Below are 21,718 nucleotides of genomic sequence, written 5' to 3' on the forward strand. Positions count from 1 at the left end.
AATATCAGACTATAGTCCTACTGCAGTTTCGTTTATAGATTAATTATGCTAGAAGTATGAGCTTAATAAAACGGATGCAAATTCGCATCTGTTTCACATTTTAACCCTAGGATATACAGATAATGAAAGCAGTTGGCTATCAAGTTTCTTTACCTGCTAGCGATGAGCAAGCGTTATTAGATATTAATTTGCCTGATCCGATTGCCAGTGGTCATGATATTTTAGTGCGAGTACAGGCAGTCTCGGTTAATCCAGTCGATACTAAAATACGTACTCGCGCTCAGCCTGAGCAAGGTCAATATAAAGTATTAGGTTGGGATGCTGCTGGTGAAGTTGTGGCAGTGGGTGAAAACGTAAGTTTGTTTAAGCCAGGCGATAAAGTGTTTTATGCTGGTTCATTAACCCGCGCGGGTAGTAATAGTGAGCTGCAGTTGGTTGATGAGCGTATAGCGGCCATTATGCCGGATAACCTAAGTTATGCCGAAGCAGCTGCTTTACCGTTAACGGCGATAACAGCTTGGGAAATATTATTTGATCGATTAGAGTTGCAACAGCCAAGTTTAAAGTACCCAAGACCGGTATTGTTAATTGTTGGTGCTGCGGGGGGCGTTGGCTCTATTTTAGTCCAGTTGGCAAGACAACTGACTACGGCAACTGTTATTGCTACTGCATCACGTGAAGAAAGCAAACAATGGGTAACCGAGCTGGGTGCTCATTATGTGCTTGATCATAGCAAGCCAATGCCAGAGCAGCTAAAAGCGTTAGATTTAACTCATGTAACTCACGTCGCAAGCTTAACCCACACCGATCAGCATTATGCTGAATTAGTGACTATGCTGGCACCACAAGGTAAGTTAGCTTTAATCGATGACCCTGTTGGCGGCTTAGATATTATGCCATTAAAGCAAAAAAGCATTTCGCTGCACTGGGAGTTTATGTTTACCCGTTCCATGTTTGGCACTGCAGATATGCAACAGCAACATCATTTGTTAACTGATTTAAGTCGTTTAATCCAGCAAGGCCAAATTAAAACTACTCTTAAACAAGTTTCGGGTGCAATAAATGCCGCTAATTTACGTCAAGCACACTTACAAATAGAAGCCGGCAACGCCATTGGTAAAATTGTTTTAGCCGGCTGGGAATAGCCTTTAAGCTAGGCTATTTGAGTGTCGTCATCGTAACCTGATAAACCAGCGTTAAATAACACTGTTTCTAACGCTTGTTTTAGCGCTAAATTTATTGGTTGTAAGTTATTACCAAACGAATAATCTAATTCTTTTAGCGCTTCACTGGCTACCATCATTAAAGGTGGCGGGGTAGACGTTAGCATAATTAAACTTTGGCTATAGTGCTCAGGATGATCGGCTTTAATTACTTTACAGACAGATAAAGACGTTTGTCCCATTTTATCTCGATAACCTGACGCACCAAACATCCTACAAATGCTTGGTCTTTGTTGATAAACGGTACATTGTCCTTTACGACCATCAAATGAAAGCTTCTGATAAAACATGCAGCTTTGTTTTAACGGCTCTTGTTCAAACTGTTGTAATGTATGCTCAGCGCTGCCTTGATCAAATAAATGTAAGGCTAAGGGCAGCATTTCTAATGCGCTAGATTCAATTGTTGGTTGTAGGCAGCATTCGCCACAACCGGCACGGCAGTTTAAGCCTTGTTGTTGTTGGTAGGTTGAAAATTTTTCGGCTACTTCACCAAGCACTGCTTCAACATTACGCGATAATTCACGTAGACGTAACATAAACACTCCAACCGCTGGCGGTGGGTTAAGCGACCAAACGTCGCTTGCCATTTTACGGTGCTGCTGGCTATTTGAGCAAGTACTTAGGTATAAAAAATAACATTTACTTTAATAAGTCTGCCAATGGTTGTGGTTTAGCAATGGCGTAACCTTGAGCGTAATCAATGCCAAGTTGTTGTACAGCCTGTAAAATTTGATCATTTTCTACATATTCAGCAACAGTGCGTATTCCCATTGCTTTAGCGATATCGTGAATAGATTTTACAATCGCCTTATCATATTGATCATTTAATAAATCGCGAACAAAATGACCATCAATTTTAATATAATCTGCTGGGAAATTCTTTAAATAACCATATGAAGAAAAGCCACTGCCAAAATCATCTAAGGCAAATTGACAACCTTGCTGACGGAAATGATTAATAAAGTCTAAGGTATTATGTAGATTAACAATGGCAACGGTTTCAGTAATTTCAAAGCAAATTAACTTATATGGAATGCTATAATCATTAAACAGTTTTTGCACATCGTGTTTAAAACTGGAGTCAGTTAATGAACTGCCTGATAAATTAATACAACACATTGTTAATTGCTTAATATGCGTAGGATGTTGCTGCAACCAATGAAAATATTGCTTAATCACCCAGCGGTCTATCAGAGGCATTAAGCCATAACGTTCTGCAGAGCTGATAAAGCTATCGGGTGAAATCAAGTTGTTATCTGCAGTACGTAAGCGTAATAATATTTCGTAATGTAAGCCGGCTTCAGTGACGGATAATGGCTTTATGGTTTGTTGAAATAGCACAAATTGGTCAAGCTCTATGGCTTGACGCAATTGTGCTACCCAATTTATTTCATCTTGATGGCGCTGGGTATCTAGATCTTCAGCATCATAAAGCTGGATCCTATTATGGCCTTTTTCTTTGGCAATAGTGCAAGCTGCTGCGGCTCTTTTTATCACAGTATCAGCATTACTATCTTGCAGGGTAAGTTCAGTCAAGCCAATGCAAATACTGATACTAAATACATTGCCTTGCCAAATAAATCTAAACTCTTTCATCGCATCTAGCAGGCTATAGGCTAAAGCAAAGGCTTCATTAATATTTCTATCCACTAACAAAATACCAAACTCATCACCATCAAGACGCGCTAGAGTATAGCTGACGTCAATATAGTGTTTAAATAATTCACTTATCTGCTTAAGCAAGGCATCGCCGGCACTGTGACTGCAACTATCATTCACTAACCTAAACTGATCAATATCAACAAAAAGTATCGAGCCTGCGACTGTGGGGATAGCCGTAAATAAGCTATGAATTTGTTGTTCAAAGTAGTGTCGGTTATATAACGCTGTTAGCGGGTCGTGATTAGCTAAATAAGCTAACTTTTCATTAGCTTGTTTTTGCTCCGTTATATCAATTACCGAGCCATGAATAAATGCGCGGTCCTGCTGTTGGCCATAGGCTAACCGAGCCGACATAAGAGCCCAAAATGGCGTGCTATCTGCGCGTAAGGCCGGTGCTTCAAAATTACGATTACGGCCAGTTTGTAATTGAGCAACCATTTCGACACGATCATTCGGATCAGCATAAAAAATTGCCATGCCATTGGTTTCTGTGGCTTTTTTCATCTCTGATAACGAGTTATAACCTAAAATAGTTTGTAATGCGGTGTTGGCATTAAGTAATTTGCCGTCTACCGTAGTGATAAACATGCCTTCAACAGCATTATGAAAAATGTCATGGTATTGCATTAATTCAAAAATTTGCGCGTCTTTATTTTCTGTTGCTTTATTCTCAGTGATGTTTTTGAGGTTAAAGCTGGATAAAGCTAAGCTAAATATCACTAAGGCTAATAAAGTATAAGGCCAGATTAATAAATCATTTAAATAGCCCGCTTGCGTAGTTGTAAGCAGTACAGCACTGATTAAAGTAAAAATAGACACCCAAATAAAACGTTTAGATTGCTGTTGACCGGAAATGATTAAGCGTAGCGCTAAAATAAAATTACTGGCCAAAACCCAACTGAGGCAACTGAATAATATTAATAATCTCAGTTCGCCACTGGCATACAGCGGGCTGAACAATAATAACAAGGCACTGATGCTGCTAACAATATTGCTCCAGTTCCAAATGCCTGTCATATAGTGAGATAAAGCATGGCGAATAGCTAAGTTAAACATTAGCATGGTCATGCCCACGCTAAGATATATGGTGGCTTGATTGATTTCTGGGTACTGTGGCCATAACACGGCGAACGCCATACCATTTAAAATAGCGATGGTTAGCGCAAAGCTGATAAAAAATATGCCATTATATAAATATATTTTATCGCGACTACGATATAACAACAAAAGATTATATGCGGCTAATAACCACAAAACACCTTGCAGCATGCCATCAAACATGGCGGTGTGTTGTTGGTGCTCAATAAAAGCTTCCGGTTGCCAAAGCCGTATATTGCTGGGAATAATAGCTGCATCCTGCACTTTTATATAAATATCAACTTCTTCGCCACGGGCTAAATTGATATTTGCTGCATAACCCCGATAGGGCAAGGTACGCTCACTAAAAGGGTATTCATTACCGGTACGGCTTAATAACTTAAAATCTTGTTTATGCCGATCAACTTGATAAATTTCTACTTTATCAGCCGGTGGAAAATGATATTCCAATAATCGGTTAATGGTTCTGTAATCGGTATTTTGCACCCGAGCAAAAAACCACACAGCTTGATACTGTTTAAATTGGACTTGTTGTTTATCAGTGACGAATTGAAATTTATGATGATAGGCGGGTGACGCTAGTATTTCTTGCAGTTGCACGTCGGCATCGGTAATTTGAAAATATAGATTTGCTATCTTTTGGTTTGACTCTGCGCTGTGATTGACATGATTTACTTCAGCATGAAACGCTACTGAAGGCATGGTAACCAGTAATAAAAAAGCTAGCAAAAAACCAAAAGTGACTCTCAATATTTACTCTCCATGCTAAGGGCTGGTGTCCATGTTCCGGTTTTTAAACAATAACATAGCTTAAAGGCATACGTTGGGCAATAGCCTACAACCTTGAGTTAAATATAAATGCCATCTAAAAGCAGCTGAGCAAAGCTAAAAACTATGTTAAAAACAATGCTAAAACAACGGCTGTTCCGAGCATGGCAAATTAAACAGCACTCTTTGCCTTGCTCTCGTCACTTTATCTCGTCAGTTTACCTACTGGTGGCTGATTGTCTTCGGCTAAATAATCGCTTATTTCATCAATAAAATCTGCGCCATAACGCGCCAACTTAGTTTGGCCGACACCCGACACCGCTAGCATACTGTTATTATCGGTGGGTAACTGCTGACACATATCAATTAAGGTCGCATCACTAAAAACGACAAAAGGTGCGACATCATCACGCGCTGAAATATGTTTGCGTAAGGCTCTAAGCTTGGCAAATAGCGCTCTATCATAATTTTGTTTTACTAAACGTTCTGGCTCGCGCTTAGCAGTTTCTATTCTGGGTTCAGCTAAAGATAGCGATACTTCACCGCGCAATACTGTTCTGGCAGCAGGTTGTAATTTTAATACCGAATGGGCGGTAATATCTTGTTGCAGTAAACCAAAGTGAATAAGCTGGCGCAATATACTTAGCCAATAGTCATGAGTTTGCTCTTTACCAATGCCCCAGGTAGAGAGTTTATCATGGCCCATTTCGATAATTTTTTGACTTTGACTGCCCCGTAATACATCAATAACATGATGCATACCAAAGCGTTGGCCGACGCGATAAACACAAGACAGCGCTTTTTGTGCTAGCTCTAAGCCATCAAATTGTTGCGGGGGTTGTAAACAGGTATCGCAATTGCCACAAGGCTGTTGCCTAGCTTCGCCAAAGTAGTTTAATAATACTAAACGGCGGCAAGTTTGAGCGGCGGCAAAAGCTGCCATAGCTAAAAATCGTTGCCAGCTCACTTCAGCCCGTTGCTGATTCGGCTCGGCATCTAACCAGCGCTTCATTCGACCAATGTCTGCAGGGTCAAATAACATCATGGCCTCAGCAGCCACACCATCTCGACCGGCGCGGCCGGTTTCTTGATAATAAGCTTCAATTGTCCGTGGTAACTCGTAATGGATAACAAAGCGGATATTGGATTTATTTACCCCCATGCCAAAAGCTACGGTAGCAACGATTAGCTGGTGGTCATCGCGTTTAAAGGCATCTTGTACTTTATCTCGCTGTTCGTTACTTAAGCCAGCATGGTAAGCGGCAGCATTATAACCGCGCTGTTTTAATTGCTCGGTCAGCTCGTCCACTTTGCGCCTTGAGGCACAATAGATAATACCGGCTGCGCCTTCTTGGCGTTGTAAAAAACTGATGACTTGTTCTAAAGGGTGAAATTTTTCTTGTACTGTGTAGCGAATATTCGGCCGATCAAAGCTACCTTGATTAACATACGGCTGCTGCAGTGTTAATTGTTGCATAATGTCGTGCCGAGTTGCGGCATCGGCTGTTGCGGTAAGCGCCATAATAGGCACCTGAGGAAAACGTTGCTTTAATATCGCTAGTGCCATGTAATCGGGACGAAAGTCATGGCCCCATTGTGAAATACAGTGGGCTTCATCAATAGCAAATAAGCTTACGCCAACGTCTTCTAACCGAGTTAAGAAAGCCGGTTGTAATAAACGCTCTGGCGCCAAGTATAATAACTTTAATTCGCCGCGGCGCAGTCGCGCGAATACGCTTAAAATATCTTCTCGGCTTAAACTACTATTGATAAATTCAGCGGCAATACCATTGGCTTTTAGCGCATCGACCTGATCTTTCATTAGCGACATTAATGGCGAAACCACTATGGTTACTAAAGGCATAGTAAGCGCAGGTAATTGATAACAAAGTGACTTACCACCTCCCGTAGGCATTAATACAAAACTGTCACGGCCTTGCAGGGTTGCCGAGATCACTTCGGCTTGGCCATCGCGAAATTCAGAAAAACCAAAATTTTGTTTTAAAAGGGGTAATAAATCAGCAGTCACGGATCACAATCAATTAATAAAATCTGCGGCTATTGTAATGACAATTAGCAGAAAGTACATGCTTGCCAACAAAAGCCGCTAGGGTTAACTTGGTTATTCACACTTAATCAATTTATATCTGGAAGCGATATGTCAACTAGCGCCTTATTACCTTTTATTTCTCAAGCTTTTGATCAAATGCCATTTAATCGCTTATTAGGATTGCATGTTAGCCACTTTTCTAGCGAGAAAGTAGAAGTTAGTTTTGCTTGGTCCGATACGCTAGTGGGTAATCCGCTACAACATATTTTACATGGTGGTGTGATTAGCTCGGTTTTAGATACGGCTGGCGGAATTATGGCGGTGTCTAGCGCCCTTGGCCGGTTAACCGATGTTGAACCGGCAGAGCTGGCCGCTAGATTAGGTAAAATGAGCACGATTGATATTCGTACCGATTATTTACGCCCGGGTCGGGGGGAAAGTTTTGTGGCTAGTGCCCAAGTGATTCGCTCAGGTAATAAGGTCGCGGTATGCCGCATGGAACTGCATAATGAGCTAGGTGTGCATATAGCGGTGGGTACGGGCACTTATTTGGTAGGCTAGGCTATAAATTGCCTGCATAGTTCATAGTTATAACCTATCGTTTTAGCGTACAATACCGGCTCACCTTCGGAGCCTGTGTTAATGTCGTTAACCAAACAACAAAAGCTTGGTGGTATTTTTGCTGCCACCGCTTATAGTCTATGGGGCATTGCCCCCATTTATTTCAAACAAATTGCAACAATTCCCGCTATAGAAATATTAGTCCATCGAATTATTTGGTCGTTTGTTTTATTATTTTTAATACTCATAGTGTTAAAGCAGGGCGGTCGGGTAATTCAAATTATGCGCCAGCCCAAAACACTGAGTATTCTGTTACTTTGCTCTGTGCTGTTAGGCGCTAATTGGGGCTTATTTATTTGGGCGGTTAATAGCAATCATATGCTGGATGCTAGCTTGGGCTATTATATTAATCCGCTATTAAATGTGCTGCTTGGCATGGTGTTTTTAGCAGAAAAGTTACGTAAGCTGCAATGGGCAGCGGTTATTTTGGCTGGAGTAGGCGTAGCTATTCAACTGATTACTTTTGGCTCCTTACCTTGGATTGCACTTTGTTTAGCCGGATCTTTTGCTATTTATGGCTTAATTCGAAAAAAGCTGGCAGTAGATGCAATAAGCGGTCTGTTTATTGAGTCTTTATTATTACTGCCGTTAGCCCTTTTTTACTGGTGGCAATATGCCGATAGCTATGCGGTTAATTTATTTAATAATAGCTGGCAGCTAAATGGTTGGTTAATTGCGGCGGGTATTGTAACAACAGTACCTTTGTTATGTTTTATTGCCGGTGCGCAGCGTTTGCAGCTATCTACTATGGGCTTCTTCCAATATATTGGGCCTAGCTTAATGTTTGTGTTCGGCGTTTGGTTATACCATGAACCTTTTGCTGCAGAACGTTTATTTACCTTTGGTTTAATTTGGATCGCTTTATTACTTTATACTGTAGATGCTTGGCAACAAAGTCGACAACGAAAGCGGTTACGTAATATAGTTTAAACATGTACGTGATTAAATATTATATGCTTAATTTGGCCCATTTTTTTACCATAAAGGAATGCTGTAATGCCTGATTTACTCGATATTATTGCCATAACATGGTTTGTGTCTTTGTGGATTGGTTATACCTGGTTTGCCAAGCGACGGGCTAAAGTGCAGAGTTGCTTGTCGTATGAACTTCGGCGCAAACGTACCGACTGGATGCGTAAAATGTTGTCGCGTGAAAACAACATGCCCGATGTGGGGTTAATTTCTACTCTAGAGCGTAACGTGGCTTTTTTTGCCTCCAGCTGTTTATTGATTATGGCCGGTTTACTTACCGCTATGAGCTCGGCCGATCAAGTTAGCGCTATGCTAACTAAATTAGTACCTTGGTCGACGGCCACCGGCTCAGGCGTGCAATTAAAAATATTATTTATTACTTTTATTTATGTATTTGCCTTCTTTCAATTTACCTGGTCACTACGCCAATATGGTTTTAGCGGCGTTTTAGTTGGCGCAGCGCCAGACGGACGGGCTATGACAGATGAAGAAAAACAGTTATATGCCAACCGCACCGCTAAAGTGCTAGATCAGGCTGGCCACTCATTTAACTATGGTTTAAGAGCCATTTACTTTTCATTAGCGGCCTTAAGCTGGTTTATTCATCCGTTATTATTAATTATCGCGTCAGTCATCGTCGTTGCAGTACTTAAACAACGCGAATTTCATTCTGCTGTTTTAAAAGCGTTACGACTTTGCTAAACATAAAAAAGGCAGCTATTAAGCTGCCTATTTTATGTATACATTTTTGGCTTTTAACTAACGTATTTCAAAGGCTTTAATTACTCGTGATACACCATCTACATGGCGGGCAATATTCACTGCTACGTTAGCTTCTTGTTCGCTAACAATACCCATTAAAAACACTTCAGCGTTTTCGGTTACCACTTTGATATTTAAGCCACTAACTTGCTTATCCGCCAATAGTTGCGTTTTTACTTTAGTCGAGATCCAGCCATCGCGGGTGCGAGTGGTCATAGAAGTATTGCTACTTAAGCGAATTTGGTTTTGCACGCTGCGCACACCAGCAATGGTTTTAACTATAGCTGCAGCTTGTTGCTTAGTTTGCTCGCTATCGGTCTGGCCGGTTAGTAATAAAACACCATTATAGCTAGTTGCATTGATATTGCTGTCATTGGCGGTTGCCGCATTATCCGCTAGCGCGCGCTGCGCTTTAAGCACTACGTTTTTGTCGTCTATTTGCGCGCCTAGGGTGCGTCTATCATTGGCTGATGTCACGGCTGTTGCACCACCGGCGACAACGGCTGCGGCGCAGCCTTGTAATAAGGCCAGTAAAACACAAGCGGTTAGCAGTTTTGTTCTGTTCATAATGTTCCTTATTGTGGAAAAAGTGTCATATCAGTCAGTTCACACAAACTATGAATTAAAAACGTATAACACTCAAAAATTCGTGCTCGGCGGTGTGGCGGTACTTTCAACTCTACATCTTGCTGATTAAGTAAACCTGATAGCTCACCACTGTTATCTACCGTCAGAGCAATAATTTTCATATCGTTAGTTAATGCTGCTTCGACTGCTTTAATTAAGCTAGGTTCAGCGGTGGTGAGTGAGATGACAAAAAGAACATCGTCAGTTTGGCCAAGGGCTTTAATTTGTCGAGCCAAATAATCACTATCGCGCTGAGGATTATAGTTTAAACCGGCATGATGCGGTTGTAGCGCAAAGGCGGGTAAACAAGGACGCTCTGTTTCAAATTGGTCTAGTAATAAGGCACTCATATGGTTGGCTAATGCTGCGGTTGAACCTTCGCCGCAACAAATAATTTTACCGCCATTAATTAAACTATTCACCATAACAAAGGCGGCATTTTCTAACGGTTCGGCTAAGCTTTCGCCACTGGCAATCATCGTTTGGATATTTTCGCTAAACAGCTGGCGAATATGTTCTTGCATGAGTGAATCCTGTTATAACCGGTCTTTTATTATTAGAGTTGGCTAGTTAATCGCATTCCGTATCCATTGATACTGATAAGGCTCATAGCCTTCAATGGCAACAACATCAAAGCGACAAGCTGTATTGCTTAGTTTATGTTGTTGTAAATACCATTTAGCAGTACGTACCAGCTTTTGCTGTTTAGATACCGTTACGGCAGCGGCTGCCCCGCCATAAGCCTTACTAGCGCGATACTTTACTTCGACAAACACTAGGTGTTTATCGTGTTGCATAATCAAATCTATTTCGCCAACTTTACATAAAAAATTTTGCTGAATTAAACGCAAGCCTTGCTGCTCTAGATAAGCAAGTGCAAGCAGTTCAAATTGCTGGCCGCGATTAATCAAAATGTGTAATTCATGTTCTGATCAGGGCTCTTGCACCGCAATTAAGCGGTTGTTGTGGTATCTAGCCCAACTTAATTGACGCACAATACTGCCGTTGGCATGTAAACGCAACTGGCCTGTTAATCCCGGAAAGACAATAGAGGTTAACTGTTGTTGTTGGCGCAAGCTACCAATTAAGCGATAAGCATCAAAGCCCATAGCAAACAGACGTTGCAGACTTTCATCTTGGCTTTGAAATAATTGCTGATATTCATCTCGCAAGGCCGGGTTAGTTTTTAGCGGTAGCATCCAAGGCATTTCGGTAAAAGTTAAGCCATTTAAATCCCGTTGCTCGGTGCGGTCTAAGCTGGTGCTATGGCTGCGCGAACTGGCATAAATGGGTAACTTCGGCGCTGTTTCATTTACCGAGACATCGACAAAAGGTTTAAATAATTGGGTTTGTACCGGATCGGCAATTAAATAAATGGCGTCTATATCTAAGCGGCTATGGGTATCACTATGCATTTTATCAGACACTAAATTATCTATTTGTTTAACCCTAGCATTACTTTGTCCGGTTTCAAGCAGTTGATTAATCAAGGCTTCTAAATCGGATTTGTCATTAAATTGATACAGTTGCGGTGCCGGATGGCCTAGTTGTTGCCATGATTGCGCAAACTGCTGCTGCATACGTAAACTAATATTGTTTGCTGCGCTAATGACTACCGGTTGTTGGTAATCTTTTTGCTGAAATAATAGCGCGGTTTGCTGGGCTTCATCTTCCATGCTTAGGGCAAAGAAAAACTGGTTAGGGCGGCTAGGTATCGCCAAATCTTGGCTATTTAAAAATAGCGTTGGCCAAGTCCATTGTTCCAGCTGACTGATGGCATCAACTTGGTTTTTTAATAATGGCCCTATCACAAAATCTGTTTGTTCAGAGGTCAATTGCAGCAGCAATTGTTCCGGACTTTGTTCACTATCAATAAAGACAATTTGGCTGGTATTGGTTTGACTGGCTGCGGCTAAAATACCGTATTGAATCGCTAAAGCATGTTGGCGAAACTGGCCTTTAAGTGGCAGTAACACGGCAATTTTACGTGGTTGAAACGGCTGTAATAATAGTAATTGTTGTACCGCTTCAGGCATAGCCTCCGTTTTAGCCATCCAAGGATTACGCCGTTGCCAATCGGCATAAGCGGCTTGCAGTTGCGCCGGCTGACCGATATGGCGGCGACTTAAATCGGCTAAGGCTAGCCAACTGCTACTGGCTCGGTTTGGCTTAGTTTGTAACGTCAACAATTGACTATCGGTTAAAGCCGTAAGGTTTTGCCATAACAGCGCCATATATTGGGGAAAATCAGCTTGGCTATTGGCATAGTCAGCTAACAATAATAAATTACGGCTGGCGGCTAAATGGCGTTGTTCTTGGCTAAAGTATTGACTGCTAAACCACAGGAAAGCAGCTCTATCATCAACATCCACTTGTTCTAACTCGGTATTTTTAAGCAGAAGTTGTAAGTTTTGTTGTTGTTCTGTCGCGATATAAGCTTGCAATAAGATCAGCTTATTTTGGGCTTGAATTTTGGGGTACGGGCTAAGCTTTAAATTTTCGCTAATGGCCAGAGCTAATAAATAATCTTGCTCTGCGATGGCTAATCGGGCCGCCTTTAATAAATGGTAGTGTTGTGGTTCACCCTGATATTTAGCGGCTAGTTTATACTGCACCCGAGCTAATGGCGTGTCGCTTTGGCCATCTTGGCGGTCATTAGTTTCTACCGATGGTTGACCGGGATCGGAGCTAATAACATTTGGCGTACAACCAAAAATCAAGCTGCTCAGGCCAATAAAAAATAAGGTCTTTAATTTGCTGGAAATCAAAATGCGCAGTACCATAGTTAGACAACAGCCAGATAATAGTAAAATAATAGTCTTATCTTACTGGCACTGTCGGATAAGCTCAAATAAATAGCGATTATTAATCTAAAATGATAACAGAAACCGGTTCTTTATATGTGGTTGCCACGCCAATTGGTAACTTAGACGATATTAGTCAACGCGCTATTAGCACTTTGCAACAAGTGCAATGGATAGCAGCTGAAGATACTAGGCACACCGGACGTTTATTGCAGCACTTATCGATAACGGCTCGCACCATTGCCTTACATGATCATAACGAAAAGCACCGAGCCGCCAGTATTATTGATAAATGCTTAGCCGGTGAGTCAGTGGCCTTAGTATCGGATGCAGGCACGCCATTAATTAGCGACCCCGGTTATAGCTTAGTGCGGCAATGTCGGGCTGCTGGGGTACGCGTGATCCCAATACCTGGGCCTTGTGCTTTAATAACCGCACTGTGTGCCGCTGGGTTGCCAACCGATAAGTTTCATTTTATTGGCTTTTTATTGCCGAAAAGCTTACAGCGACAAGCCCAGCTGGCAGCAGTGCCAAATGGTGTGGGTACCATTATTTGTTATGACACAGCACGGCGGATTAAAGCCACGCTGCAAGATGTTACCGAGGTGTTTGGCCCAGAGCGAGAGCTAGTGTTAGCCAAAGAGCTAACTAAAACTTTTGAACATATAGAATACGGTACAGCCGCGCAAATTACCGCTTGGTTAGAACACGACCCACAACGTTGTCAGGGCGAAATGGTATTAATGATTGCGCCGACACCCAAGCCAGATGGTGATGTTAGCGAAACAGTACAAAAAACCCTGCAATTATTACTAGCTGAGCTGCCGTTAAAGAAAGCCGCCGCCCTTACAGCACAAATTCATGACGAAAAGAAAAACGCTTTATATAAACTAGCGTTGCAATGGGCTGGTACTGAAGAGTAAATCGGGTATAATCGCGGCGTGAGTTGGCCAAGGCAATCGCTGCTTGCGTAAGCAAGGGGAGGAAAGTCCGGGCTCCACAGGGCAGGGTGCCAGGTAACGCCTGGGGGGCGCGAGCCTACGACTAGTGCAACAGAGAGTATACCGCCGATGGCCTTGGCTTTTTTAGGAAAGCTAGGGATCAGGTAAGGGTGAAAGGGTGCGGTAAGAGCGCACCGCACGTCTGGCAACAGTTCGTGGCACGGTAAACTCCACCCGGAGCAAGATCAAATAGGCTCTCTTTGGCGCGGCCCGCGTTGAGAGCGGGTAGATTGCTTGAGGCTTAGGGCGACCTAAGTCCTAGAGGAATGATTGCTACTCTGGCAACAGAGCACAGAACCCGGCTTAATGGCTAACTCACACCACATTAAACAAAAACCGCCGTTAGCACTAACGGCGGTTTTTTTGTGGCTGTTTATTACCAATTATTTATTACTAATAATAAAATGAATGAGTCATCTATTTTTAATCAGTGTCATTTTTATTTAGATATTTTTAACCATAAAAAAACCGCTATAAATAGCGGTTTTTTATTTTAGGCTTTAGCTTGATAACTAAGACTACATAAATTTGTATTCAAGTAACAAGGTATAAGCACGACCACGTGGATCGGCGATCCGCGTTTCCCAACCCGCACCGGCAGCAAAGTCATTTTGGTGCGCAGTAAATGGTGGGTCTTGATCAAACAGGTTTTTAATACCAAAAGTCACCCCTAAGTTATCAATGCCTTTATAACTGACACTGTAGTTATAGGTGGTGTAGCTATCTACTTTTGGATCCCATAATGGTGGTGTATAGCTACCATTAGCAACACTAACGGGTAACTCGTCGTTATAACCTGAACGATAGACTTGGGTTAAATTATGCGCCCAATCACCTAACACATAGCTAAAATTAAGCGTGTGCTTCCATTTTATTGGCAGGTTAAAGAAGCGAACATATTCACCAACCAAGTTTTCGCTGTATGGTAAAGATTCTATACCTTTAGTTTTAAAAGTACTGATGTAACTACCATTTAAATTAACCCGCCACGCACCTTCGGCTAATTCTCCGGTTAGGTTAGCATCAAGTTCGATACCACGGGTTAACGTACCACCCGAGTTAATATAACGACGGTCAATTGACACGACTTTGCCGCTACTATCGCGTATCCAGTTAGCTTTAAATAAATCGTAGTTTTCAACTAGTACATCGCGAGAGGCTGAACGAATAGTATTGGTCCGTTCAATTTCCCACCAGTCGACACTCATATTAAAGTAATCAGTTGGAACAACGACAAAACCAAAGCTCTTCTGCTCAGATTCTTCTGGTTTTAAATTTTCTTTACCACCAAAAATTTCATCTGGTTGAATGGTCTCACAACCTGGCGTAGTTTCATTAGCAACACCAGATGGACAAGTTTCGGGATCAGCTAAATCTAAACCAGTATAAGGTAATTCAGTTACACCATTAAACAGTTGGTTAAATGAAGGTACTTTAAAACCAGTGCTAAATGCACCACGGAATAGTAAGGCCTCAATTGGTTGGTATTTAAAAGAAACTTTAGGGTTAGTGGTACTACCAAAGCCATCGTACTTATCGTAACGAGCGGCGACAGTCACATCTAAGTTGTCTAAAACGGGTAAATACACTTCAGTGAATACCGCTTTGATATTTCTGCTTACTTTATCTAGCGCATTGGCGTCATCAAAAGGAGCTAGAAATATGGAACGAGTATCTGCGCGCTCATCACCATTAAATTTATACTCTTCGCGGCGTAAATCAGTTCCCACAGCAGCTTGTATCACACCGCCAGGTAACTCTAAGCCCACTTCACCAGAAAAAGTTGCATCAATCTGAGTCATGGTAGATTCACCACCGTAAAGCTTAACGCCAAACGCTGAGGCCGAAGCTAGTGCAGCCATGCCTGCCGCAGTTTGGCTTTCGCCAGGGAGTAAAAATGGATTTAGATTACCGCCGCCTAAAGCTGCTTGTAGCGGTTCGGTAAAGTAATAACCATTACCTAAGGTTGATTCTGACTCACTTGATGCCCGTGAAATACCCACGTTATAATCCCAATCGGCTACAACACCCTCAAAGGCAGCTAATAAGCGATAAGATTTAGTGCTAGTTTCAATTTCACGGCCGCCGCAGTCCATACAACGCCAACGATAGGCAATAGACTCACCATAATTCAATTGGTCTGCGCCAAAGTAGTCGGCTAGGCCATTATAAATACGGTCATAAGCCTCGCCTGTGCTTGGATACCAACTATCAGGGCCAAAGGTTGAACCCGGAGAAATTTGATAGGGCTCAAAAACTTTGCTGACATCGACTTTTGATGCCACAAATTCAACGTAAGCATCGTGATTATCGTTTATGCGAAATGAACCGCGGGTAATTAAATCAATACTTTCTTGTGGTTGTTGAATACGTGCCGCTGCAGGATAGTCGTAACCACAAGCATATTTAGATGAATTTGAACTCCATAATTTATCATCGTAAGGCCCCATAAACTTACCGGCAGACTCACAACCAGCCGCGCCAGGTAAATCTAGAATATTAATTGCGGTAACTGTTGAGCCATCTGCAGGGTCAATTAAACCGGTACCAATTAAGTTAGGCTGGCTGCTACCACGGTTAAATACGGTTGCAAAGGGGGTGCCTCGGCTATCCGGTGATAAACCTCGGTCTGGTTGAAAGGTATTTGAAAAATCGCGCTGATCGCCTCTTAAGGCTTCGTTAGTTTTAATAGAAACGGTACCAAAAATGTTCCAGCCATCTTCGTTAATGTCACCCGCACCTAATAACATGTTAGCGCGATAAATATTACCGCCACCGGCTTCAGTGTGGTCAGCAAAAGCTGAAACAACGCCACCGGTATAATCACGTTTGGTGATAAAGTTAATAACACCACCAATGGCGTCAGTACCGTAAACAGCAGAAGCACCATCACGTAACACTTCAACTCGGTCTAGGGCTGCAAATGGAATTGAGTTTAAATCAACTGCACTGCCTTTTAAGCCGTGAGTAGCAACACGACGACCATTTAATAGCACTAATGTCGCATCAGCACCTTGGCCTCGCAGGTTAGCACCAGACACGCCATTATTGCCGCGTTGTTGACCGCCAACAATTGCACCATTACTCGCTAAGTTGTCAGACGCATTACCGGCGATGTTCATTTGCATCAGTAACTGTTCGGCTGACGTAATACCGGCAGCATCGATATCTGCGCGGCTAAATACGGTTATAGGTAAATCACCTTCAAGTGCTGTGCGCTTGATACTGGAACCGGTGACTCGAATACGTTCTACTTTGCCATTATCTGCTGCGGTGTCTGTTGTCTGCTGTGCATTTTCTTGAGCATAGACTTGACTACTGAGACCGGCAAGGACAAGGGCTTGAATGAGCTTGTTCAACTTCATCACTTTCTCTCCTGAATGCGTTGCGTCGCTTTAAATTATTGCTGCTACTTTATCGCTATTGTTTTTGGATAGCTTTTATATTGTTGTTGTATAGTTATTCGCATCATTGTTGTAAAAGTCTTCGTATAACTGCGGGTCTAATTGCCCATTTTTACTTTTTTATGCACTAAATTTAAATTGTGCACAAACTGAACATAGCAACATTTTATTTCTTTTGAAAATAATTTATGCTTAATTTTGAAATAAATTGGAATATTTGATTCCTTCACGGTATGTTTAGGCTAACTACATTACTGCGCACTTAGTATAAGAGCATGTTTTTTAAGGTAAATAAATGAAAATCCTATTTTTTTCGTTAATAAGTTGTCTAACTTGCTCAGTATTAGCAGCAAACAACGGTATTGACTCAGGTATAACGTTTAGTTCAGATGTGCCGTTATTACAATCTGAGCAGTTAGCACCGCAGTATTGGCAGCAGAAATTGGCCCAAGGTGACCAAGTTATTCTAAGCCCTGCCGATATAGCGGCCCGAAATGCCGCCAGCTTTAAACGACAAGCCGAAATGCAACCGCTGGTAGAAATAAACCAAGCGTTAAGCGCCAAACAATTAACAGCCCGCATAAATCAGGTTAGTAGCATTACATCAGCCCAACGTTATTATGCCGATGGTAGTGCGGTGGATGCTAAAGCGTGGCAACACTACCGACAATTACTGGCGCTAGATAGTGTAAAACCGAATAATCCAGTGCAATTTGCACTGGTAGTAAAACGCACTATGTTATTAGCGTTTCCTACTCATGACCGAGTATTTAAACAGCCGGATGATGTGGATTTAAATCGGTTTCAAGAAACGGGATTATTTCCAGCAGAGCCGGTGGCGGTATTACATCAAAGTCGGGATAAAGCGTGGTATTTAGTCCAAAGTTTTAATTACACTGGTTGGGTACAAGCCAGTGATATCGCTATTGGTCAGCGGCAGCAGGTATTAGACTATGCCGAACAAGAGCCATTTTTAGTGGTCACTGGCGCAAAAGTCCACACTGCTTATACCCCTAGCTTGCCGGCTATTTCTGAATTACAGCTGGATATGGGCGTGCGCATTCCGTTACTCAGCGCTAAAGACGTTGGCCACAATGTTAACGGTCAAAATCCTGCAGCTTCGCATATTGTCCAGTTACCTATTCGCCAAGCGGATGGTCGCTTAGATTTTACTCCAGCTTTAATCGCTCGCAGCCAAGATGTACATCAAGGTTATTTAGCCTTTACCGCTAATAATATTATTAGCCAAGCGTTTAAGTTTCTCGGTGAGCGTTATGGTTGGGGCCATGATTATAACGGCCGTGACTGCACCGGCTTTGTGGCCGAGGTTTATAGTAGCTTTGGCTATAAAATGCCGCGTAACTCCTCTCAGCAAGGTAAAGGTGAGTATGGCGTTAACGTCAGATTTAACCCCCTTAACGATATCGAAGCAAAAAAACAGCAATTAAGCCAAGCCCAAGTGGGTGACCTGCTGTATCTACCCGGTCATGTTGCAGTGTATTTAGGCACTAGTGACGGCCAAGATTTTATTATTCACGACGTGCATGGCTTAGCTTACGACAAAACGGCAGCGGGCCATTACCAAGGTATTTTAAATGGTGTTTTTGTCACGCCGTTATTACCGCTTAAAGTATCGCACAGTCAAACCTATCTTGATGTGATTTACTCTATTAAATCACTACGTTAACAGAGGCTTATATGAAAATTACAGACATTCGACTGGGTATGTTGCGGGTGCCGCTAAAAACCCCTTTTAAAACCGCCTTACGTACTGTTAACTCCATTGAAGACATAGTGGTGATGGTTGAAACCGATACCGGCCATATTGGGTATGGTGAAGCGCCGGCCACGGCGGTGATTACCGGCGATATTCATGGTTCTATTATTGAAGCTATTCGCACGGTGATTAAACCCAAATTAATTGGTCAAAACATTGCGGATCTCAATCATATTAATAAGCTGATCCAAGGCTGTATTATGAAAAACTACAGCGCTAAAGCTGCAGTAGAAATGGCCGTGTATGATTTATTTGCCCAGTCTTATAAAACACCGTTATACAAAATACTCGGTGGTGGCGTGCCAAAAATTACCACCGACATTACTATTAGTGTCGATTATATCGATAAAATGGTTGCCGATTCGTTAAGTGCCATTGATCGCGGCTTTGAAACCTTAAAAGTAAAAGTCGGTAAAGATATCGGCGTGGATATTGAGCGAGTAAAAGCTATTTATGCCGCGGTAGAAGGCAAAGCATTAATTCGCTTAGATGCCAACCAAGGCTGGACGGCGAAAGAAGCGGTGTATGCCTTACATAAGTTAGAAAGTGCAGGTGTGCGCTTAGAGTTGATTGAGCAACCGGTTAAAGCGCATGACTTGGAAGGCTTAAAGTTTATTACCGAACGGGTGCACACTCCTGTGATGGCGGATGAGAGTAGCTTTGGCCCACGCGAAGTTATTGATTTAATAAAAATGCGTGCCGCCGACATTATCAACATTAAGCTAATGAAAACCGGCGGCATTGCCAACGCCATAAAAATTGCTGATATTTGTGCGTCTTACGATATGCAATGCATGATTGGCTGTATGCTAGAAGCCAGTATTAGTGTGGCAGCGGCAGTGCATGTTGCGGTCGCTAAATCTGATGTGATTACCAAAATAGACTTAGATGGCCCTTCGTTATGCTTATTTGATCCGGTAACCAGTAGCGTAAAGTTTAACGATGCCGATATTACTATCGAAGATGCGCCTGGTTTGGGTATTACCGCTATCCAAGGGTTAGAAATGCTAGATTAAGCTAGCGTAATTAGGACACTAGTGCGGCTAGTTCGTCTGCTTTTGTTGCAACATTAAATATAAAATATGGCACAGGTGCTGCTGTGCCATTTGCACTAATAAGGGATTGGTGAGCAAGGTGTCATCACTGCTTAACGAAAACAAAGCCACATCGGCTAAGTTATTTAGTGCATTTGATTGATAGCTGGTTAAACTTAAGCAACGAATATTGCGTTGTTGCGCATGTTTGGCCAGCATTAATAAATCTTTATTTTGGCCTGACTCTGAAATTAAAAACACTAAGCTACTGTCAGGCAAGCTATTGACTAATTGCAGCGCGATGGACGGATCAGTATGCAATAACGCTTGTTTGCCCAGCTGTAACAACCGGTACTGCATATCTTGGGCTACGATTGCTGACTTACCATAACCCGCCACAAACACACTGTTGGCATTTAACAACAGCGCATAAGCATCTTGTAGCGTTTTCTGATCGTTAATTTCTAACATAGCCCGTAAGTGGGTGATTAAACTAAATTGAAAGTTTTCAACCAGTACCGTTAAATCATCGGCCATGGCTTCTGAAGTTGTATGATCGTTTCGGCTTAACGTAGAAGCAGTTATAACAGCTTCATTAACGGCCAGCTTTAAATCCGGATAGCCTTTAAAACCTAATCTTTGGCAAAACTTCACCACACTTGACTGACTGGTGCCTACTGCATCCGCTAATTGTTGCGATGAATAGTCTCGAAGCAAGTTAGCGTTTTCTAAAATAAAGTCAGCTAGTTTGCGTTCAATAACTGACATTTGCTCTAACATGCCACGGATTTTCAGTAAGGCCACCATTGCCGCTTCCTTATTATTGTTTTATGCGTAGAAGTCTTGCTTTAGGCAGTAAAGGCAGCTGCCATGCAACTTGTAAGCGTTGGTACTCGGCAACCGGCAATAACACCATTAATGGTTGTTTATTTGGATCTAACCAGCTAACGAGCGTCTCCAGTTGCTGCTCTGGCATGGCAGTGCAACCCGCCGTTGGCGAAGAGTTTGAGCGCCATAAATGCAGAAAAATACAACTGCCTTTACCCGCGACATTATTTGGGTTGTGCGCAACCACCACGCCAAGCTTATATAAAAAATCGTTATTATTATGAATATCTCGGCGCATTGGCTCAGTTGAGCCTACTGCTGCGGCCGCACCGGTCTGGTTAGTATCAATAATTTGGTTATACCAACTAGAATCGGCCACATCTACGCAGTAATGGCCGGTTTGCATCTGCTGATAGGGAAAGCTGAAGTCACGTGTGGCATAACCAAATGCGGAGGTTAAGGCAAATATGCCCGCTGGCGCTCTGCCATCACCTTCTACTTTTTGTTGGCCTTTTTGTTCGGGGTGTAAGCCTAAGCCCCAAGCGCTGCCACTTTTACCCAAGGTAACCGCTGTGCTAAGTCCTGTTGCTTGCCACTGGTCTTGTTGTTTTTCATAGCTAACTAAGGTGCCAGTAGTGGCATCCCAGTTATCACTTATTACTAGCACTAACTGCTGGCTGTCATGGTTTATTGTTGCTTGAACCAAAAAGCTAGTACTGACTAATGCGGCTAATAGGCTACATAAGGCTAGAGTTGAAAAAAGTCGCATACTTACTCCATTGATACTTTTAGTTATAGAGATAACGTGTTTAGCTTACGCCGAATTTGTTATTAACAGTTTAAGTAAGTATTGAATAATTTATTCCAAGTTGGCAAGGCTTGTTTAAAAACTCAGCAAAAAAGGCACAAGCAGCGGCCTGTCTGCGCTAGCAATAACCCTAGCGCGATGATAACCCCACATTTTCCCACCTAATTGTTAAAATTTGTTGTAACGCTTATTTTTACTGGCTTAGCTAACCGTTAATCGATTCAGTTTTTACCTTGACATTGGACAAAGCTGCACCCTAAACTGTATCTTCGTGGGGAA

At 42.3% G+C, this 21,718-nt stretch carries 17 protein-coding genes and 1 other RNA gene; 8 read left to right on the forward strand and 10 right to left on the reverse strand.

All coding sequences use genetic code 11. The features are described from left to right. Positions 1-122 precede the first annotated feature (122 nt). Positions 123-1,145, forward strand: a complete 1,023-nt coding sequence (locus tag BI198_RS04305; RefSeq protein ID WP_070048441.1) for a zinc-binding alcohol dehydrogenase family protein — start codon at positions 123-125, stop codon at positions 1,143-1,145. 8 nt (positions 1,146-1,153) lie between these two features. Here the strand turns inward: BI198_RS04305 and BI198_RS04310 are convergent, their stop codons facing one another. The 3 genes from BI198_RS04310 to recQ form a co-directional block, all read right to left on the reverse strand. After that, positions 1,154-1,759, reverse strand: a complete 606-nt coding sequence (locus tag BI198_RS04310) for a YkgJ family cysteine cluster protein (RefSeq protein ID WP_070050643.1) — start codon at positions 1,757-1,759, stop codon at positions 1,154-1,156. Between the two features lie 103 nt (positions 1,760-1,862). Continuing rightward, complete coding sequence (locus tag BI198_RS04315; protein ID WP_235605237.1) at positions 1,863-4,733, reverse strand: EAL domain-containing protein; 2,871 nt, start codon at positions 4,731-4,733, stop codon at positions 1,863-1,865. 223 nt (positions 4,734-4,956) lie between these two features. Then, positions 4,957-6,780, reverse strand: coding sequence for a DNA helicase RecQ (gene recQ / locus BI198_RS04320; protein ID WP_070048442.1), 1,824 nt, complete (start codon positions 6,778-6,780; stop codon positions 4,957-4,959). Positions 6,781-6,909: 129 nt separating this feature from the next. On the opposite strand from recQ, the gene BI198_RS04325 reads away from it, so the two are divergent. The 3 genes from BI198_RS04325 (at position 6,910) to BI198_RS04335 (ending at position 9,096) form a co-directional block, all read left to right on the forward strand. Beyond that, complete coding sequence (locus BI198_RS04325) at positions 6,910-7,362, forward strand: thioesterase family protein (RefSeq protein WP_070048443.1); 453 nt, start codon at positions 6,910-6,912, stop codon at positions 7,360-7,362. An 81-nt stretch (positions 7,363-7,443) separates the two neighbouring features. After that, positions 7,444-8,352 (forward strand): EamA family transporter RarD, encoded by a 909-nt coding sequence (gene rarD, locus BI198_RS04330; protein ID WP_070048444.1) that lies wholly within the window; start codon positions 7,444-7,446, stop codon positions 8,350-8,352. Positions 8,353-8,418: 66 nt separating this feature from the next. Beyond that, a complete protein-coding gene (locus tag BI198_RS04335; RefSeq protein ID WP_070048445.1) occupies positions 8,419-9,096 on the forward strand; it encodes a DUF599 domain-containing protein in 678 nt (225 codons plus the stop codon). Positions 9,097-9,153: 57 nt separating this feature from the next. Here the strand turns inward: BI198_RS04335 and BI198_RS04340 are convergent, their stop codons facing one another. The 4 genes from BI198_RS04340 to BI198_RS04355 are packed head-to-tail and all read right to left on the reverse strand — an operon-like array spanning position 9,154 to position 12,551. Continuing rightward, positions 9,154-9,723 carry a BON domain-containing protein gene (locus tag BI198_RS04340; RefSeq protein WP_070048446.1) on the reverse strand — a complete coding sequence of 190 codons (570 nt, stop codon included), beginning with the start codon at positions 9,721-9,723 and terminating at the stop codon, positions 9,154-9,156. An 8-nt stretch (positions 9,724-9,731) separates the two neighbouring features. Then, complete coding sequence (locus tag BI198_RS04345) at positions 9,732-10,307, reverse strand: SIS domain-containing protein (RefSeq protein ID WP_070048447.1); 576 nt, start codon at positions 10,305-10,307, stop codon at positions 9,732-9,734. A 42-nt stretch (positions 10,308-10,349) separates the two neighbouring features. After that, positions 10,350-10,694 carry a YraN family protein gene (locus BI198_RS04350; RefSeq protein ID WP_070048448.1) on the reverse strand — a complete coding sequence of 115 codons (345 nt, stop codon included), beginning with the start codon at positions 10,692-10,694 and terminating at the stop codon, positions 10,350-10,352. 21 nt (positions 10,695-10,715) lie between these two features. Further along, positions 10,716-12,551 carry a penicillin-binding protein activator gene (locus BI198_RS04355; RefSeq protein WP_235605238.1) on the reverse strand — a complete coding sequence of 612 codons (1,836 nt, stop codon included), beginning with the start codon at positions 12,549-12,551 and terminating at the stop codon, positions 10,716-10,718. Positions 12,552-12,658: 107 nt separating this feature from the next. Here BI198_RS04355 and rsmI point away from each other — a divergent pair, with 107 nt between their 5' ends. Continuing rightward, positions 12,659-13,510: a 16S rRNA (cytidine(1402)-2'-O)-methyltransferase gene (gene rsmI, locus BI198_RS04360; RefSeq protein WP_070048450.1), complete on the forward strand. Its 852-nt coding sequence runs from the start codon at positions 12,659-12,661 to the stop codon at positions 13,508-13,510. 19 nt (positions 13,511-13,529) lie between these two features. Then, positions 13,530-13,910: RNase P RNA component class A (gene rnpB, locus BI198_RS04365), an RNA gene on the forward strand. A 196-nt stretch (positions 13,911-14,106) separates the two neighbouring features. On the opposite strand, the gene BI198_RS04370 is transcribed toward rnpB, so the two are convergent. Continuing rightward, the gene (locus BI198_RS04370; protein ID WP_070048451.1) at positions 14,107-16,953 is read right to left on the reverse strand and encodes a TonB-dependent receptor domain-containing protein; all 2,847 of its coding nucleotides are present in this window, start codon (positions 16,951-16,953) and stop codon (positions 14,107-14,109) included. Between the two features lie 334 nt (positions 16,954-17,287). On the opposite strand from BI198_RS04370, the gene BI198_RS04375 reads away from it, so the two are divergent. Both BI198_RS04375 and BI198_RS04380 read left to right on the forward strand, forming a co-directional pair. Next, positions 17,288-18,679: a C40 family peptidase gene (locus BI198_RS04375; RefSeq protein ID WP_070048452.1), complete on the forward strand. Its 1,392-nt coding sequence runs from the start codon at positions 17,288-17,290 to the stop codon at positions 18,677-18,679. 11 nt (positions 18,680-18,690) lie between these two features. Then, complete coding sequence (locus tag BI198_RS04380; protein WP_070048453.1) at positions 18,691-19,785, forward strand: dipeptide epimerase; 1,095 nt, start codon at positions 18,691-18,693, stop codon at positions 19,783-19,785. 27 nt (positions 19,786-19,812) lie between these two features. Here BI198_RS04380 and BI198_RS04385 read toward each other — a convergent pair whose 3' ends face one another. Both BI198_RS04385 and BI198_RS04390 read right to left on the reverse strand, forming a co-directional pair. Next, positions 19,813-20,610, reverse strand: a complete 798-nt coding sequence (locus BI198_RS04385; protein ID WP_070048454.1) for a MurR/RpiR family transcriptional regulator — start codon at positions 20,608-20,610, stop codon at positions 19,813-19,815. Positions 20,611-20,623: 13 nt separating this feature from the next. Next, the gene (locus tag BI198_RS04390; RefSeq protein WP_070048455.1) at positions 20,624-21,400 is read right to left on the reverse strand and encodes a L,D-transpeptidase family protein; all 777 of its coding nucleotides are present in this window, start codon (positions 21,398-21,400) and stop codon (positions 20,624-20,626) included. Positions 21,401-21,718: the final 318 nt, after the last annotated feature.

The organism is Rheinheimera salexigens, from assembly GCF_001752395.1.
Lineage (GTDB): Bacteria > Pseudomonadota > Gammaproteobacteria > Enterobacterales > Alteromonadaceae > Alishewanella > Alishewanella salexigens.